Source organism: Klebsiella pneumoniae subsp. pneumoniae HS11286 (assembly GCF_000240185.1).
Lineage (GTDB): Bacteria > Pseudomonadota > Gammaproteobacteria > Enterobacterales > Enterobacteriaceae > Klebsiella > Klebsiella pneumoniae.
On sequence record NC_016845.1, the window covers coordinates 4,983,778 to 4,997,932 of the forward strand.

Here is a 14,155-nt window from a genome sequence, read left to right on the forward strand (position 1 = left end):
GCGAATCTCCTGTCGTGTATGTCACGTTATCGCAACAAATTAGAAACGATGTCGTTTATTTACACAGGAGTTGGCCCTATAATCGAGTACCAATTTTGAATATCTGAGGGATCCAATTGCGTTCGCTGGTGGGTGACCTGGTGCTGGTCCGTCTGCAGGAAGAGCGGGATCCTCTTCTGCACAAACGCTTATATAACGCGCTGCGCCGCGCGATCCTCGACGGTTCGCTGGCACCGCAAAGCCGTCTGCCGCCGTCGCGGGACCTGGCGGGCGAACTTGGCGTATCAAGAAACACCATATTAACAACTTATGAACAATTGCTGGCGGAAGGATATGTGGTTTCCCGTCGGGGAAGCGGAACATTCGTTGCCCAAACCGCCCCTGAGAGCTCATTGACGGCTAAAGGTCAGCAAGAAAACAGCAGTATCGCAGCACCGACGGCGCATCTTTCACGCCGAGGCCAACATCTGCTCGGCCAGGTCAGCGCCAGCCCGCGCCAGTGGGGAGCGTTTATACCCGGCGTGCCGGACGTTAACGCCTTTCCCCACCCGCTGTTCAGTAAGATCCAGGCCCGCATCAGCCGTCGGCCCAAACCGGAGCGGCTCAGCTATAGCTGCAACGGCGGCACTCCGGAACTGCAGCAGGCGCTGGTGGATTATCTGCGCGTGTCGCGCGGCGTCCACTGTCAGTCAGATCAAATTCTTATCACCGAGGGGATCCACCAGGCGATCGATCTGGTCACCCGCATGCTGTGTGATAACGGCGATCTGGCGTGGGTGGAGGAGCCTTCCTACTGGGGGATCCGCCACGTGCTGGCGATGAACGACGTTCGGGCAGAGCCCCTGACCGTCGATGCCAACGGCCTGTGCCCGCCGGAGACGGTTGACGATGCGCCGAGGCTGATCTTCGTTACGCCTTCCCACCAGTATCCGCTGGGCGCGGTGATGAGCCTTGAGCGCCGCCAGCGGCTGCTGGCGCTCGCCCGTCAGCAGGGGAGCTGGATCGTCGAAGATGATTATGACAGCGAGTTTCGCTTTTCCGGTCAGCCGATCCCCGCCCTGCAGGGTCTGGTCGCCGACGCCCCGGTGGTCTATATCGGCACCTTCAGCAAGACGCTCTATCCCGGCCTGCGCCTGGGCTACGTGGTGATCCCGCGGCCGCTGGTCAGCGACCTGAAGCACGCCCATGCTGAGCTTTACCGCGGCGGCCATTCGCTGATCCAGATGGCGCTGGCGGAGTTTATTACCGCCGGCCACTATTCGGCCCATATCCGCCGTATGCGGCTGCTCTACAGCCGTCGCCGCGCCTTTTTAACTGAGCTTATCCAGCAGCACTGTATGCCGTACGCCCTGTCTGACTTCAGCGATAATGCCGGGCTGCATTTGATCCTCAATTTGCCCGCAGAGGCTGACGATGTGGCGATCGCCAGAGAGGCCAATGCGCGGCACATTCTGGTGCGGCCGCTGTCGCGCTACTACCTGACGGCGGCGCGCAAGAAAGGATTACTGATGGGATTCGCCAGCCAGCCCGAAGAGCAGATGGCGTCGGCGTTCAGCGTCTTACTCGGCTGCCTGCAGACGCACTGCCCGCAGATGCTCCTGCTCCGGGAGGACGCAGAAAAACAAAACGCCCCAACCTGAGGCGGGGCGTTATCGGGGAGCCTGATATCAGGTATCAGGCAGGCGTGGCGTATCAGGCTTCGATAGCGGCACGCAGTTTTTTCATGGCGTTCTTTTCCAGCTGACGCACGCGCTCTGCGGAGACGCCGTAGCGGTCGGCCAGTTCCTGCAGCGTGGACTTGTTATCTTCGTCCAGCCAGCGGGCGCGGATGATGTCCTGGCTACGCTCGTCCAGGCCCTGCATCGCGTCAGTCAGCTTATTCGCCGCCTGCTCTTCCCAGTTATCGTCTTCGATGCCGTCGGCAAAGTTAGACGTTTTGTCCTGCAGATACAGGACCGGCGCCATCGGCTGGCTGTCGGACTCATCGTCGGACGACATGTCGAAGGTCATGTCCTGGGCCGCCATACGGGATTCCATCTCGCGGACGTCTTTGCTCGACACGCCCAGCTCACGGGCCACCATTTCCACTTCATCCTGGTTGAACCAACCCAAACGCTGTTTGGTTTTACGCAGGTTAAAGAACAGCTTACGCTGTGCTTTGGTGGTAGCGACCTTCACAATACGCCAGTTGCGCAGCACGTATTCGTGAATTTCGGCTTTAATCCAGTGCACGGCGAAGGAGACCAGGCGCACACCCACTTCCGGGTTGAAGCGACGCACGGCTTTCATCAGGCCGATATTGCCTTCCTGGATCAGATCCGCCTGCGGCAGGCCATAGCCCGAGTAGTTACGAGCAATGTGAACAACAAAGCGCAGGTGAGACAGAATCAGCTTTTTCGCTGCTTCCAGATCGCCCTGGTAATGCAGCTTTTCAGCAAGCTCCCGCTCTTCATCAGCCGACAGCATCGGCCAAGTGTTAGCGGCCCGGATGTACGATTCCAGGTTACCAACGGGGGCTAAAGCTAAAGTTTGCATTTCTTTGGTCATTCAAATCCTCTCAATTGATATCTTCTGACGCGTTCTTGTCCCCATCAGGCAACAAGCATGCCAGCATTCATGAGCAACGAGAATATCACTCACATTAGTATCAGACAGTGATTTTATCCACAAGTTCCATGCAACGGTGTGAATAAATTACGCACAAAATGTGACACCACGATGAAAAAGTGAGGGCAGGAAAAGGGGAACAAGCTTGCGGTATCTTTCCCTGCGAACAGGAACTCATTGCAGCAGGGAAAGATTATATCACGCTTTTATTAATCGGGAGTAAAGTGACGTAAATGTTGCACTGTCGCCAGCCAGGCGGCTACCCACCCGATCATCGAGCAGACGATCAACATCAACAGACACTCGTCGAAGCCTAAGCCGCTCAGCTCAAACTGGGTGCCGAAGACTTTCGCCACTTCGGTCACCGCCGACGAGAGGCGCATTACCAGAATCTCCGACAGGATCAGCGATAAAAACGCGCCGGAAAAGCCCAGCATCGCTCCGCCGTAGAGGAACGGACGCAGGATAAAGCCGTCGGTGGCGCCGATAAGCTTCTGAACGTTAATGGTATCGCGGCGGGCGAAGATGCTCAGGCGCACGCTGTTGCCGATCACCAGGAACACTGCCGCCACCATCAGCACGCCGATCATCGCCGACACGCGTCCTACCAGCCCGGTGAGCGAGGAGAGACGGGCAAACCAGCTGTCGTCCATCCGCACTTCATCGACACCCTGGATCCGCGATACCCGATCGCGCAGGGTATTCAGCGCCTCGGTGCTCTGGAAATCCAGCTTCGGCACCACGATGGCGACCGCCGGCAGCGGGTTCTCCTCCAGCATATCCAGGGCGCCGCCAAAGCCAGACCAGTTACGGAATTCCCCCAGCGCCTCGTCACGGGACAAATAGTTTACCTTGTCGACGCCCTGCTCCGCCTGCAGCTGGCCCACCACCCGCGCCGCGGCATCGTCATCCAGCGTTTTTTCCAGATAAACGGTGATCTGCGGCGAGGGATAATACTGGGACGCCGCGCTGCTGACGTTTTTGTAGACCATGTAGCAGACGCTTGGCAGGGTCAACGAAATGGCGATGACCATTACCGTCAGGAAGGTCGCCAGCGGCGTGCTTTTTAGATCCTGCAGCGCGCCGTGCCAGGCATAGCGCACCTGCTCGTTGAATACGTTGCTCTTACGCGAGGCCGGGTTAGGCGCCGCTTTCGGCCGTTTTGGCGCATTGCGCCCGCCGCCGCCGCCGCCCGCGGCGTTGCGCAGGCGATCGAACTTGCTGCCGAACTGGCGAATCTGGTTCATTGCGTCGCGCTTATTCACCCCGAATGCCTCCATGCAGATGGCCGTCGCTAAGCGTCAGCACGCGGTACGGACGACTGGAGATAAGCCCCAGATCGTGCGTGGCCATCAGTACCGTCACCCCGACGCGGTTAAACTCTTCAAACAGACGTAAAATCCCCTCCGAGAGCGCCTCGTCGAGGTTGCCGGTCGGTTCATCCGCCAGCAGCACCGCCGGCTTGTTGACCACCGCGCGAGCGATTCCCACGCGCTGCTGTTCACCGCCGGAGAGCTGAATGGGAAAATTCTTCGCTTTGTCCAGCAGGCCAACCTTGTCCAGCGCCGCCGAGACGCGACGACGAATATCATCGCCGCTGGCGCCGGCGATAATCAGCGGGATCGCCACGTTGTCATACACGGTACGATCCATCAGCAAATGGTGGTCCTGGAAAATCATACCGATCTGGCGGCGCAGGAACGGCACCTCACGGCTCTTCAGACGGCTGATTTCATGACCGCTGAAGAAGATTTTCCCGGCGCTGGGCCGTTCGATACCACAGATAAGCTTCAGCAGGGTACTCTTCCCTGCGCCGGAATGGCCGGTCAGAAACGCCATCTCGCCCGGCTGCAGGTGGAAGGTCACCCCCTGCAGCGCTTGTCTCCCACCGAGATAGGCTTTGCTGACTTGTTCAAAGCGAATCATTCTTAATCCTCTCGGGCAAAAAGTGCCTCAATAAAGTCGCCCGCATTAAACGGACGCAGATCCTCAATACGCTCGCCGACGCCAATATAGCGAATCGGAATGCCGAACTGATCGGCCACCGAGAAGATCACGCCGCCTTTGGCGGTGCCGTCCAGCTTGGTCAGGGTGATCCCGGTCAAACCTACCGCCTCATGGAACAGTTTGGCCTGGCTAACAGCATTCTGCCCGGTGCTGGCGTCAATGGTTAACATCACCTCGTGCGGCGCGTCGACGTCCAGCTTTTTCATTACCCGGACAATCTTCTTCAGCTCTTCCATCAGGTGCGATTTATTCTGCAAACGCCCGGCGGTATCGGCAATCAGTACGTCAACATGACGCGCCTTCGCCGCCTGAATGGCGTCGAAAATCACCGAGGCGGAGTCGGCGCCGGTGTGCTGGGCGATCACCGGGATATTATTACGCTGGCCCCAGACCTGCAGCTGTTCCACCGCCGCCGCACGGAAGGTATCCCCCGCCGCCAGCATCACCGACTTACCCTGCTGTTCAAACTGACGCGCCAGCTTGCCGATGGTAGTGGTTTTCCCCACACCGTTCACGCCGACCATCAGAATAACAAATGGCGTTTTGCCTTCAACGTTCAGCGGCTCGTCTACTTTGGCGAGAATCTCGCCCATCTCTTCTTTCAGCAGGCCGTACAGCGCTTCCGCATCGCGCAGCTGCTTACGGCTGGCGCCTTCCGTCAGGTTGGTAATGATCTTGCGGGTGGTTTCCACCCCGACGTCGGCGATCAGCAGCTGTTCTTCCAGCTCTTCAAACAGATCATCGTCGATCTTCTTACCGCGGAACAGGCTGATAAATCCGGAACCGAGATTTTGCTTCGTTTTCAGCAGGCTACGTTTGAGGCGGGCGAAGAAACCTTCTTTTGTCGGTTTTTCCTGCTCCTGAGCCAGCGCTTCAAGCGGCGCCTCGTCCTCGGGCGCCGGCACCACTACCGCCGCCTCTTCTGCCGCTTCGGCCGCCAGCGCCTGCGCTTCCAGCTCTTCATCGCTTAACGGCGCGTCCTCTTCGGGCGCTTCTGTCTCCTGCGGCTGGACAACGATGCCTTCCACAGGCTGCTCTGCTACGGCTTCCGCCACCACCGGTTCGGCGATAACCTCTTCCGCCAGCGGCTCAACCACCGCAGGCTGTTCAGGCGGTTCGCTGACCGCGGGCTCCGGTTCAACAACAGGCGTTTCTTCGGTCAGAGCAGGCGTTTCCACCCACTCTTCTTCCTGCGCGCTGGCAGGCTCCGCGAGGTGCGCTTTTTCGCTTTCGACCACCGTCTCGGTCACTTCGACGACGTCTTCGGCAAACGCCTCCGGGTCTGCTTTCGGCGCGCTCGGCTCAGCAGGGGTTTCAACCGCCGGTATCTCTTCGGCAACCGCTTGCTGTTCTTCTACTTTTTGCTCTGTCTCGGTTTCCTGTGCCTGTTCTTTCTGTCCAAAGCCCAGCCAGGAAAAGAAGCCACGTTTTTTCTCTTTTGCCATTTGCGACCACACTCCTCGCTGTTTATTCATGGCGCAGCTTCATCAGAAGCTGAAAAAATGATGAAATTAGTTGGATAGTCTATCACTTAACTTAACTCGCAGCACCGCCCCCGGATTAAGGTTTCGTCAACCGCCGTCGATCGCTAGAATAGCAGGCTGGAAGTTGAGACTTGAGCAGAGAGATGAAAAAACCAAACCACGCGGGCAGCGGTCAGATCCGCATCATCGGCGGGCAATGGCGCGGCCGTAAATTACCGGTGCCGGAGAGCCCGGGCCTGCGGCCGACCACCGACCGGGTTCGCGAAACCCTTTTTAACTGGCTGGCGCCGTCCATTGTTGACGCGCACTGCCTCGATTGCTTTGCCGGCAGCGGCGCGCTGGGGCTGGAAGCGCTGTCCCGCTATGCGGCCAGCACCACGCTGCTGGAGATGGAGCGCGGCGTAGCCCAGCAGCTGCAAAAAAATCTCGCCACCCTGAAAGCGGATCGCGGCAAGGTGATCACCACCAACACCCTCAGCTTCCTGAGCCAGCCGGGGACCCCGCACCAGATCGTGTTCGTCGACCCGCCGTTCCGTCAGGGGCTGCTGGAGGAGACGCTACGTCTGCTGGAGACACAAGGCTGGCTGGCCGATGAGGCCCTGGTGTACGTCGAAAGCGAAGTCGAAAACGGCTTACCGCCGGTGCCGGCTAACTGGCAATTGTATCGTGAAAAAGTGGCCGGACAGGTCGCCTACCGTCTTTACCAACGTGAGGCCCAAGGAGAGCACCATGCTGATTAATTTAGGCCGCCTGCTGATGCTGTGCGTCTGGGCCTTTCTGTTATTGAATCTGTTTCAGCCCTTCCCGAAGCCGCTGAATATCTTTGTCAACGTCGCGCTGATTTTCATGATCCTGATGCACGGTCTGCAGCTGACGCTGCTCAAGGCGACGCAGCCGAAAGAGGCGCCGCCGCTGAGCCGCTTTGAGCAAATCCGCATTTTTATTTTCGGCGTGTTTGAGCTCGTGGCCTGGCAGAAAAAACTGAAGGCGACGCTGAAAAAATAGTCCTGAAAAGGGCTCAGGGATCGGGCGTAAACGCCACGAACGCTGTGCCCTTATAACTCAACATCCCACGATCGCCGACGCTCAGCGCGTGATATTGCGGCGCGTCAAGGCGAAACACCACCTCCAGCCCACCGTTTTCGGGGCGAAAGCTCGCTTCATAGCGCATCTCACTGCCTGCAGGCGTCACCGTCTGCTGCCGCGAGCGCCGATCGTTAATCACTTTTTCCCGTTTATTGCTGACGATAACCCGCTTTTGTAGCAACGGCGCGGCGTCATTCGCCTGTTTCTCACGGCGCTGCTGGACATAGCGAAACGAAGCCGCCACCACAATCACCGCGACGACCAGAACAAAAAAGAGGGGCATTTTACTCATCAAGGTTACCCATAAAAAATATCAGGAATCAGCATACTGCGTCGGGAATAACATTGTCATCTGCTACGCCAAACCACTACACTGAGTAGTAGCATCACGCATCCGTAACTTTCTTTATGATAACAGATACAGGGACTTACTATGCTTTGGTCATTTATTGCTGTCTGTTTCTCCGCATGGCTTTATGTCGATGCATCCTATCGTGGGCCGGCATGGCGACGCTGGGTTTTTAAACCTGTCACCCTGATTCTGTTGCTGTTACTGGCCTGGCAGGCGCCGATGTTCAATGCCATCAGCTATCTGGTGCTGGCTGGCCTGTGCGCCTCGCTGCTCGGCGACGCCCTGACCCTGCTGCCGCGCCAGCGGGTGATGTACGCGGTGGGCGCTTTCTTCCTGTCACATCTGCTGTATACCATCTGGTTCGCCAGCCAGCTGACGCTGTCGTTCTTCTGGCCGCTGCCGCTGGTGCTGCTGGTATTCGGCGCCCTGCTAATGGCGGTGATCTGGAGTCGGCTGGAAGAGATGAAAATGCCGGTGCTGACCTTTATCGGAATGACGCTGGTAATGGTCTGGCTGGCCGGTGAGCTGTGGTTTGTCCGCCCCACCAACACCGCGCTGTCCGGTTTCGCCGGCGCAGCCCTGCTGCTGCTGAGCAATGCCGTGTGGCTGGTGAGCCACTATCGTCGCCGCTTCCGCGCCGATAACGCCATCGCCGCCGCGTTCTACTTTGCCGGCCACTTCCTGATCGTGCGCGCGCTGTACCTGTAATTTAGTTCTTGACTCTGGAGTCGACTCCAGAGTGTATCCTACGGCTAATGAGAAAATTATCATTTCCCGGAGGGTGCCATGTCGACTCCAGACGCGCAGGATAAAAAAGTTCCACAATTCTCGTCTTTCACCATGCGGCCAGCAACCGCCCCGGCGGAGAGCTGCTGTACAGATCACGCCTGCGCCACAGAGTCCGCCCCTGCCGCCGAAGCGCTTAGCGACGCCCGCTATAGCTGGCAAGTTGATGGCATGGACTGCGCCGCCTGCGCCCGCAAGGTGGAAACCGCGGTCCGTCAGGTGCCCGGGGTCAGTCAGGTCCAGGTGCTGTTCGCCACAGAAAAGCTGCTGGTTAACGCCGAGGGCGATGTCCGCGCTCAGGTTGAGAACGCGGTCCGCCAGGCGGGGTATACGCTGCGCGATGCCGATGCTCCCGCAGCTAAGCAAACCCGAGGGTCGCTGCTGCGCGACAATCTGCCGTTACTGACGCTGGTTATCATGATGGCCTTGAGCTGGGGGCTGGAGCAGGCCAACCACCCTGCCGGTCAGTTGGCCTTTATTGCCACCACCCTGGTTGGCCTGTGGCCGGTTGCCCGCCAGGCGCTACGCCTGATCAAGAGCGGGAGCTGGTTCGCCATTGAAACGCTGATGAGCGTCGCCGCCATCGGGGCGCTGTTTATCGGCGCCACCGCGGAGGCGGCGATGGTGCTGTTGCTGTTCCTGATCGGCGAGCGTCTCGAAGGCTGGGCCGCCAGCCGCGCACGGCAGGGGGTGAGCGCGCTGATGGCGCTGAAGCCCGACACCGCCATCCGTCTGCGCAACGGCGTGCGGGAAACCGTCGCCCAGCGCGACCTGCGTCCCGGAGATGTGATTGAAGTGGCTGCCGGCGGGCGTCTGCCGGCGGATGGACAACTGCTGTCGCCGTTTGCCAGCTTTGATGAAAGCGCCCTGACCGGCGAGTCGGTGCCGGTGGAGCGTCAGGCCGGGGAACGGGTAGCGGCGGGCGCCACCAGCGTCGATCGCCTGGTGCAGCTTACCGTGATATCCGAACCGGGCGACAGCGCCATCGACCGCATCCTGAAGCTGATTGAAGAGGCTGAGGAGCGTCGGGCGCCAATCGAGCGCTTCATCGACCGCTTCAGCCGGATCTACACCCCGGCCATTATGGTGGTGGCCTTGTTGGTCGCCATTGTCCCGCCGCTGTTCTTCGCCAGCGCCTGGCTACCGTGGATTTATAAAGGGCTGACGCTGCTGCTGATCGGCTGTCCGTGCGCGCTGGTCATCTCCACGCCGGCGGCCATCACCTCCGGCCTGGCGGTCGCCGCCCGCCGCGGGGCGCTAATCAAAGGCGGCGCGGCGCTGGAGCAGCTGGGCCAGGTGCGCCAGGTGGCGTTCGATAAAACCGGCACCCTGACCGTCGGCCAGCCGCAGGTGACTTCGGTTATTGCCACGGCCGAAGTTGACGACAACGCGCTGCTGGCGCTGGCGGCGGCGGTGGAGCAAGGCTCCAGCCACCCGCTGGCGCAGGCTATCGTCCGTGAAGCGCAGCGGCGTCAGCTGAGCATTCCGCTTGCCAGCGGCCAGCGGGCGCTGGCGGGCTCTGGTATCGAAGCCGAAGTCAACGGCAGCCGCATCCTGATCTGCGCAGCCAGCAAAGCCGCCCCGGCAGAGCATGAGGCGCAGATCCAGCAGCTGGAAAGCGCCGGGCAAACGGTAGTGCTGGTGATGCGCGGCGAGACGCTGCTCGGCATTCTGGCGCTGCGCGATACCCTGCGCGACGACGCGCGTCAGGCGGTGGATGCTTTGCATCAGTTGGGCGTTCAGGGGGTGATCCTTACCGGGGATAACCCGCGCGCCGCGGCGGCCATCGCCAGCGAACTGGGGCTGGAATTCCGCGCCGGTCTGCTACCGGCGGACAAGGTCAACGCGGTGATAGCGCTGAATGCCGACGCGCCGCTGGCGATGGTCGGGGACGGTATCAACGACGCCCCGGCGATGAAAGCGGCCACCATCGGCATCGCCATGGGCAGCGGAACCGACGTGGCGCTGGAGACGGCCGACGCCGCGCTGACCCATAACCGTCTGACCGGCCTGGCGCAGATGATTTCCCTGGCGCGCGCCACCCACGCCAATATCCGCCAGAACATCGCGATTGCCTTAGGGCTGAAGGGGATTTTCCTCGTCACCACCCTGCTCGGCCTGACCGGTCTGTGGCTGGCGGTGCTGGCGGATACCGGCGCCACCGTGCTGGTAACGGCTAACGCGCTGCGGTTATTGCGTAAGAAGTTGTAGCATCGATACCGGCTTCCCTGCTCGCGCTACGCTTAGCAGGGCTACGGTTCCAGACCGTCGGGTAGCCCGGATAAGGCGCTACGCGCCGCCATCCGGGAGAGGCTCAGTGGCTTTTGCGGATCAGGTAGCGGTACGGCAGGGCTTCGGTTTCCTGGGCCACCAGCTCATGCTCCATAAAGCGGCAGAATCCCGGGATATCGCGGGTGGTGGCCGGATCGTCAGCAATAATCAGCAGCGTCTCGCCCACCGGCATCGTCCGCACGGTTTTACGCACCATCATGACCGGCTCCGGGCAGCGGAGTCCCAGGGCATCCAGGGTGTGGTCAGGAGTGGAGAAAAGTTCGCTCATTTTAGTCTCACGTCAACAAAACGGCCCTAGTTTACCCCCTGCTCGCCAGTACGCAAGCCAGGTTAACGTTTGCGCGAAAAACAACCATTGCATTACGCCGGCAACGCAGTATCATGCAGCCGTTTTTAATTGGGTTCCCTCACCCCAACGTTCCGCTGCCGATTGCTCATTCACCTGAAGCATGACGGGCATAAAAAGGTCACAATATGAATCCGTTTACTACCGTACAGCGCAAAAAAGCGCTCGTCTGGCTTTCGCTATTTCATTTGCTGGTCATCACCTCCAGCAACTATCTGGTTCAGCTGCCGATCTCCATCTTTGGTTTCCATACCACCTGGGGCGCGTTTAGTTTTCCGTTTATTTTCCTCGCCACCGACCTGACGGTGCGGATTTTTGGCGCCCCGCTGGCGCGACGCATCATTTTCGCGGTGATGGTCCCGGCGCTGGCCATCTCTTACGGCATCTCCGCGCTGTTCTACATGGGCGAATGGCAGGGCTTTGCCGCGCTGGGCACCTTTAATCTCTTCGTCGCGCGCATCGCCGTCGCCAGCTTTATGGCCTATGCGCTGGGGCAGATCCTCGACGTTCACGTCTTTAACCGCCTGCGGCAGAGCCGCCGCTGGTGGTTGGCCCCTACCGCCTCGACGCTGTTCGGCAACATCAGCGATACCGTGGCGTTTTTCTTTATCGCTTTCTGGCGCAGCCCGGACCCGTTTATGGCCGCCCACTGGGGGGAAATCGCCCTCGTCGACTACAGCTTTAAAGTGCTTATCAGCATCATTTTCTTCCTGCCGATGTACGGCGTGCTGTTAAATATGCTGTTGAAAAGACTGGCGGATAAATCTGATTTGTCGGCATTACAGCCGAGTTAAAGGTACTCGCGGGCTGATGTGTTAAGATAGCCGGATGAGCCATTAGTGGCCGTTTATCGAAAGGAAGATGTCAATGCGCAATTTGGTTAAATATGTCGGTATTGGCCTGCTGGTGATGGGGCTTGCCGCCTGCGATAACAGCGATTCAAAAGCGCCAACCGTTGGCGCAGCAGCGGAGAGCAATGCCAGCGGCCAGGCAATCAGCCTGCTGGATGGCAAGCTGAGCTTCACCCTGCCTGCGGGCATGGCCGACCAGAGCGGCAAACTGGGTACCCAGGCGAACAATATGCACGTCTACTCTGACGCTACCGGCCAGAAAGCGGTCATCGTCATCGTCGGCGACAGCACCAATGAAGATCTGGCGGTGCTGGCGAAACGCCTGGAAGATCAGCAGCGCAGCCGCGACCCGCAGCTGCAGGTGGTGAGCAATAAACCGCTGGAGATTAAAGGCCATACCCTGCAGCAGCTGGACAGCATTATCTCCGCCAAGGGGCAGACCGCCTGGTCTTCCGTGATCCTCGGCAAAGTGGATGACAAGCTGCTGACCCTGCAGGTCACCCTGCCGGCGGATAACCAGCAGCAGGCGCAGACCGAAGCGGAAAGCATCATCAACACCCTCACCATCCAGTAATTACTGGCCTGGTGCGCTGGCCTCCGGTTCGCTAACCGGGGGCCGTTTTTTTAGCCGCCAGCCCAACAGCAGCGCCGCCATCACCAGCCCCGCCGCGGCGAGATAAATCATCGAGATCCCGGTCCACGCCATCAGCAATCCGGCCAGCGGCCCGCTGACGCCCAACGACAAATCCATAAACACGGTATAGGTCGCCAGCGCCGACCCCTGATTGTGCTGCGGCACCGCTTTCACCGCCACCACGCCCAGCGCCGGAAAGACCAGCGAAAAGCCAGCCCCGGTAAGGAAAGTACCGATTTTCGCCATCATCGGCGTATCGGCAAAGCCGACCAGCAGCAGGCCGATCGCCTCCACGCTAAAGCAGAGCATCGCCACGTTCAGCCCGCCGAGTAGGTTAATGGCGTTGGGAAACAGCAGCCGCGCGCCAACGAACGCGCAGCTGAATAATGTCAGCGCGAAAGCCGCGCCGTCCCAACCTTTGGCGTCATAAAATAGCGTGATAAAGGTGGCGATCACCCCAAAGCCGGCGGAGGCCAACGCCAGCGCCATGCCGTAGGGCCAGACCCGGCCGAGCACCGCGCGAAACGACATCGCTTTGCCTTTGGCAGCCTTCACCGCCGCGCGGGGCAGCGCGCAGAGGATAGCCACCAGCGCTACCGCCATAATGACCCCGGCCAGACCGCTGAGGCCAATGTGCGAATAGCACAGCACGCCGAGCGGCGCGCCCATCGCCATCGCCCCATAGGTCACAATCCCGTTCCACGAGATCACCCGCCCGATATGCAGCGAACCGACCACGCCGACGCCCCACAGCGTCGAGCCTGTGCCGGCGAAGCTCTGGCCGATACCAAGGATCACCCGTCCGAGGCATAACAGCAGCAGGCTAATCAGTGGCCAGCCGCTGCCCCAGGCGGCCAGCAGATAGCTCAAACCGCTCAAAAAGCAGCCGCCGAGGCCGAAGACGACAATCTTTTTGGGCCCCAGCAGGTCGGCATAGCGCCCGGCATGCGGGCGGCTGAGCAGCGTGGCGAAATATTGCAGGCTAATCACCAGCCCGGCCCAGAAAGCGCTAAAGCCCATGACATCATGAACATAGCCGGGCAGCACCGCCAGCGGCAGGCCGATGGTGAGGTAGCTGGCAAAGTTAAAGATAACGACAGAGACAATCCGCAGATTGAGGCGCAGTCCATTAAGCGCCGGTTCGGCGACGGGTTCGGGCATCAGGTTCCACCAGATTTCGACAACCAGCTTTCACTATTACCACGCTGTCGGCGGAAAAGCAGCCCTCCTTTCGGAATATTGGCAGTCGGCGAACCGCTACACTTATCTGGCGCGACTCATAAAAGGAATACCTATGTCCCCTCCGCAGGCTGATAAAGCCGGGCTTCATATTTTACTTAAGCTGGCGGCGCTGGTGATTATCCTCGCCGGGATCCACGCCGCCGCCGATATCCTGGTGCAGCTGCTGCTGGCGCTGTTTTTCGCTATTGTTCTCAACCCGCTGGTCACCTGGTTCATTCGCCGAGGGGTGCGGCGTCCGTTCGCCATTACCCTGGTGGTGACGGCTATGCTGGTGATGCTCACCGCGCTGCTCGGCGTGCTGGCGGCGTCGCTCAATGACTTTGTCGCCATGCTGCCCGATTTCAACCGCGCCCTGACGCGCAAGATCCTCCAGCTCCAGGAGTATCTCCCCTTCCTTAATCTGCATATCAATCCGGAGCGGATGCTGCGGCGCATGGATTCAGAACGGCTGATGACCTAGGCCACGAC

At 59.8% G+C, this 14,155-nt stretch carries 15 protein-coding genes and 1 other annotated feature (1 of these 16 cut by a window edge); of the genes, 8 read left to right on the forward strand and 7 right to left on the reverse strand.

Features of this window, described 5'->3' with window-relative positions:
- Positions 1-116 precede the first annotated feature (116 nt).
- Entirely contained in the window at positions 117-1,640 is a 1,524-nt protein-coding gene (locus KPHS_49800) for a GntR family transcriptional regulator (protein YP_005229280.1), read from the forward strand.
- Positions 1,641-1,692: 52 nt separating this feature from the next.
- On the opposite strand, the gene KPHS_49810 is transcribed toward KPHS_49800, so the two are convergent.
- From KPHS_49810 to KPHS_49840, 4 genes are all read right to left on the reverse strand, one after another.
- Complete coding sequence (locus KPHS_49810) at positions 1,693-2,547, reverse strand: RNA polymerase factor sigma-32 (RefSeq protein ID YP_005229281.1); 855 nt, start codon at positions 2,545-2,547, stop codon at positions 1,693-1,695.
- Positions 2,548-2,816: 269 nt separating this feature from the next.
- Positions 2,817-3,872: a cell division protein FtsX gene (locus tag KPHS_49820; RefSeq protein ID YP_005229282.1), complete on the reverse strand. Its 1,056-nt coding sequence runs from the start codon at positions 3,870-3,872 to the stop codon at positions 2,817-2,819.
- Positions 3,865-4,533 carry a cell division protein FtsE gene (locus tag KPHS_49830; protein ID YP_005229283.1) on the reverse strand — a complete coding sequence of 223 codons (669 nt, stop codon included), beginning with the start codon at positions 4,531-4,533 and terminating at the stop codon, positions 3,865-3,867. The genes KPHS_49820 and KPHS_49830 overlap by 8 nt, the downstream gene beginning before the upstream one ends.
- A gap of 2 nt (positions 4,534-4,535) precedes the next feature.
- Positions 4,536-6,059, reverse strand: a complete 1,524-nt coding sequence (locus KPHS_49840) for a cell division membrane protein (RefSeq protein ID YP_005229284.1) — start codon at positions 6,057-6,059, stop codon at positions 4,536-4,538.
- 182 nt (positions 6,060-6,241) lie between these two features.
- Here KPHS_49840 and KPHS_49850 point away from each other — a divergent pair, with 182 nt between their 5' ends.
- Both KPHS_49850 and KPHS_49860 read left to right on the forward strand, forming a co-directional pair.
- A complete protein-coding gene (locus KPHS_49850; protein ID YP_005229285.1) occupies positions 6,242-6,838 on the forward strand; it encodes an RsmD family RNA methyltransferase in 597 nt (198 codons plus the stop codon).
- On the forward strand, positions 6,828-7,103 hold the full coding sequence (locus KPHS_49860; protein YP_005229286.1) for a DUF1145 family protein: 276 nt from the start codon (positions 6,828-6,830) through the stop codon (positions 7,101-7,103). The genes KPHS_49850 and KPHS_49860 overlap by 11 nt, the downstream gene beginning before the upstream one ends.
- A 13-nt stretch (positions 7,104-7,116) precedes the next feature.
- On the opposite strand, the gene KPHS_49870 is transcribed toward KPHS_49860, so the two are convergent.
- Complete coding sequence (locus KPHS_49870) at positions 7,117-7,467, reverse strand: putative receptor (RefSeq protein ID YP_005229287.1); 351 nt, start codon at positions 7,465-7,467, stop codon at positions 7,117-7,119.
- A 150-nt stretch (positions 7,468-7,617) separates the two neighbouring features.
- Between KPHS_49870 and KPHS_49880 the strand changes: the two genes are divergently transcribed.
- Complete coding sequence (locus tag KPHS_49880) at positions 7,618-8,244, forward strand: lysoplasmalogenase (protein ID YP_005229288.1); 627 nt, start codon at positions 7,618-7,620, stop codon at positions 8,242-8,244.
- 78 nt (positions 8,245-8,322) lie between these two features.
- Positions 8,323-10,533: a heavy-metal transporting ATPase ZntA gene (locus KPHS_49890; protein ID YP_005229289.1), complete on the forward strand. Its 2,211-nt coding sequence runs from the start codon at positions 8,323-8,325 to the stop codon at positions 10,531-10,533.
- Between the two features lie 103 nt (positions 10,534-10,636).
- On the opposite strand, the gene KPHS_49900 is transcribed toward KPHS_49890, so the two are convergent.
- Complete coding sequence (locus KPHS_49900) at positions 10,637-10,882, reverse strand: cell developmental protein SirA (protein ID YP_005229290.1); 246 nt, start codon at positions 10,880-10,882, stop codon at positions 10,637-10,639.
- 206 nt (positions 10,883-11,088) lie between these two features.
- Between KPHS_49900 and KPHS_49910 the strand changes: the two genes are divergently transcribed.
- Both KPHS_49910 and KPHS_49920 read left to right on the forward strand, forming a co-directional pair.
- The gene (locus tag KPHS_49910) at positions 11,089-11,754 is read left to right on the forward strand and encodes a 7-cyano-7-deazaguanine/7-aminomethyl-7-deazaguanine transporter (RefSeq protein ID YP_005229291.1); all 666 of its coding nucleotides are present in this window, start codon (positions 11,089-11,091) and stop codon (positions 11,752-11,754) included.
- A 73-nt stretch (positions 11,755-11,827) separates the two neighbouring features.
- On the forward strand, positions 11,828-12,385 hold the full coding sequence (locus KPHS_49920) for a DcrB family lipoprotein (RefSeq protein YP_005229292.1): 558 nt from the start codon (positions 11,828-11,830) through the stop codon (positions 12,383-12,385).
- On the opposite strand, the gene KPHS_49930 is transcribed toward KPHS_49920, so the two are convergent.
- On the reverse strand, positions 12,386-13,606 hold the full coding sequence (locus KPHS_49930; RefSeq protein YP_005229293.1) for a major facilitator family transporter: 1,221 nt from the start codon (positions 13,604-13,606) through the stop codon (positions 12,386-12,388).
- A gap of 133 nt (positions 13,607-13,739) precedes the next feature.
- On the opposite strand from KPHS_49930, the gene KPHS_49940 reads away from it, so the two are divergent.
- Positions 13,740-14,147, forward strand: a complete 408-nt coding sequence (locus KPHS_49940) for a PerM family permease (RefSeq protein ID YP_005229294.1) — start codon at positions 13,740-13,742, stop codon at positions 14,145-14,147.
- Positions 13,740-14,155 (forward strand) — a sequence feature (potential frameshift: common BLAST hit: gi|238896937|ref|YP_002921682.1| putative PerM-family permease) (it continues 634 nt past the right edge of the window). Its footprint overlaps the gene before it by 408 nt.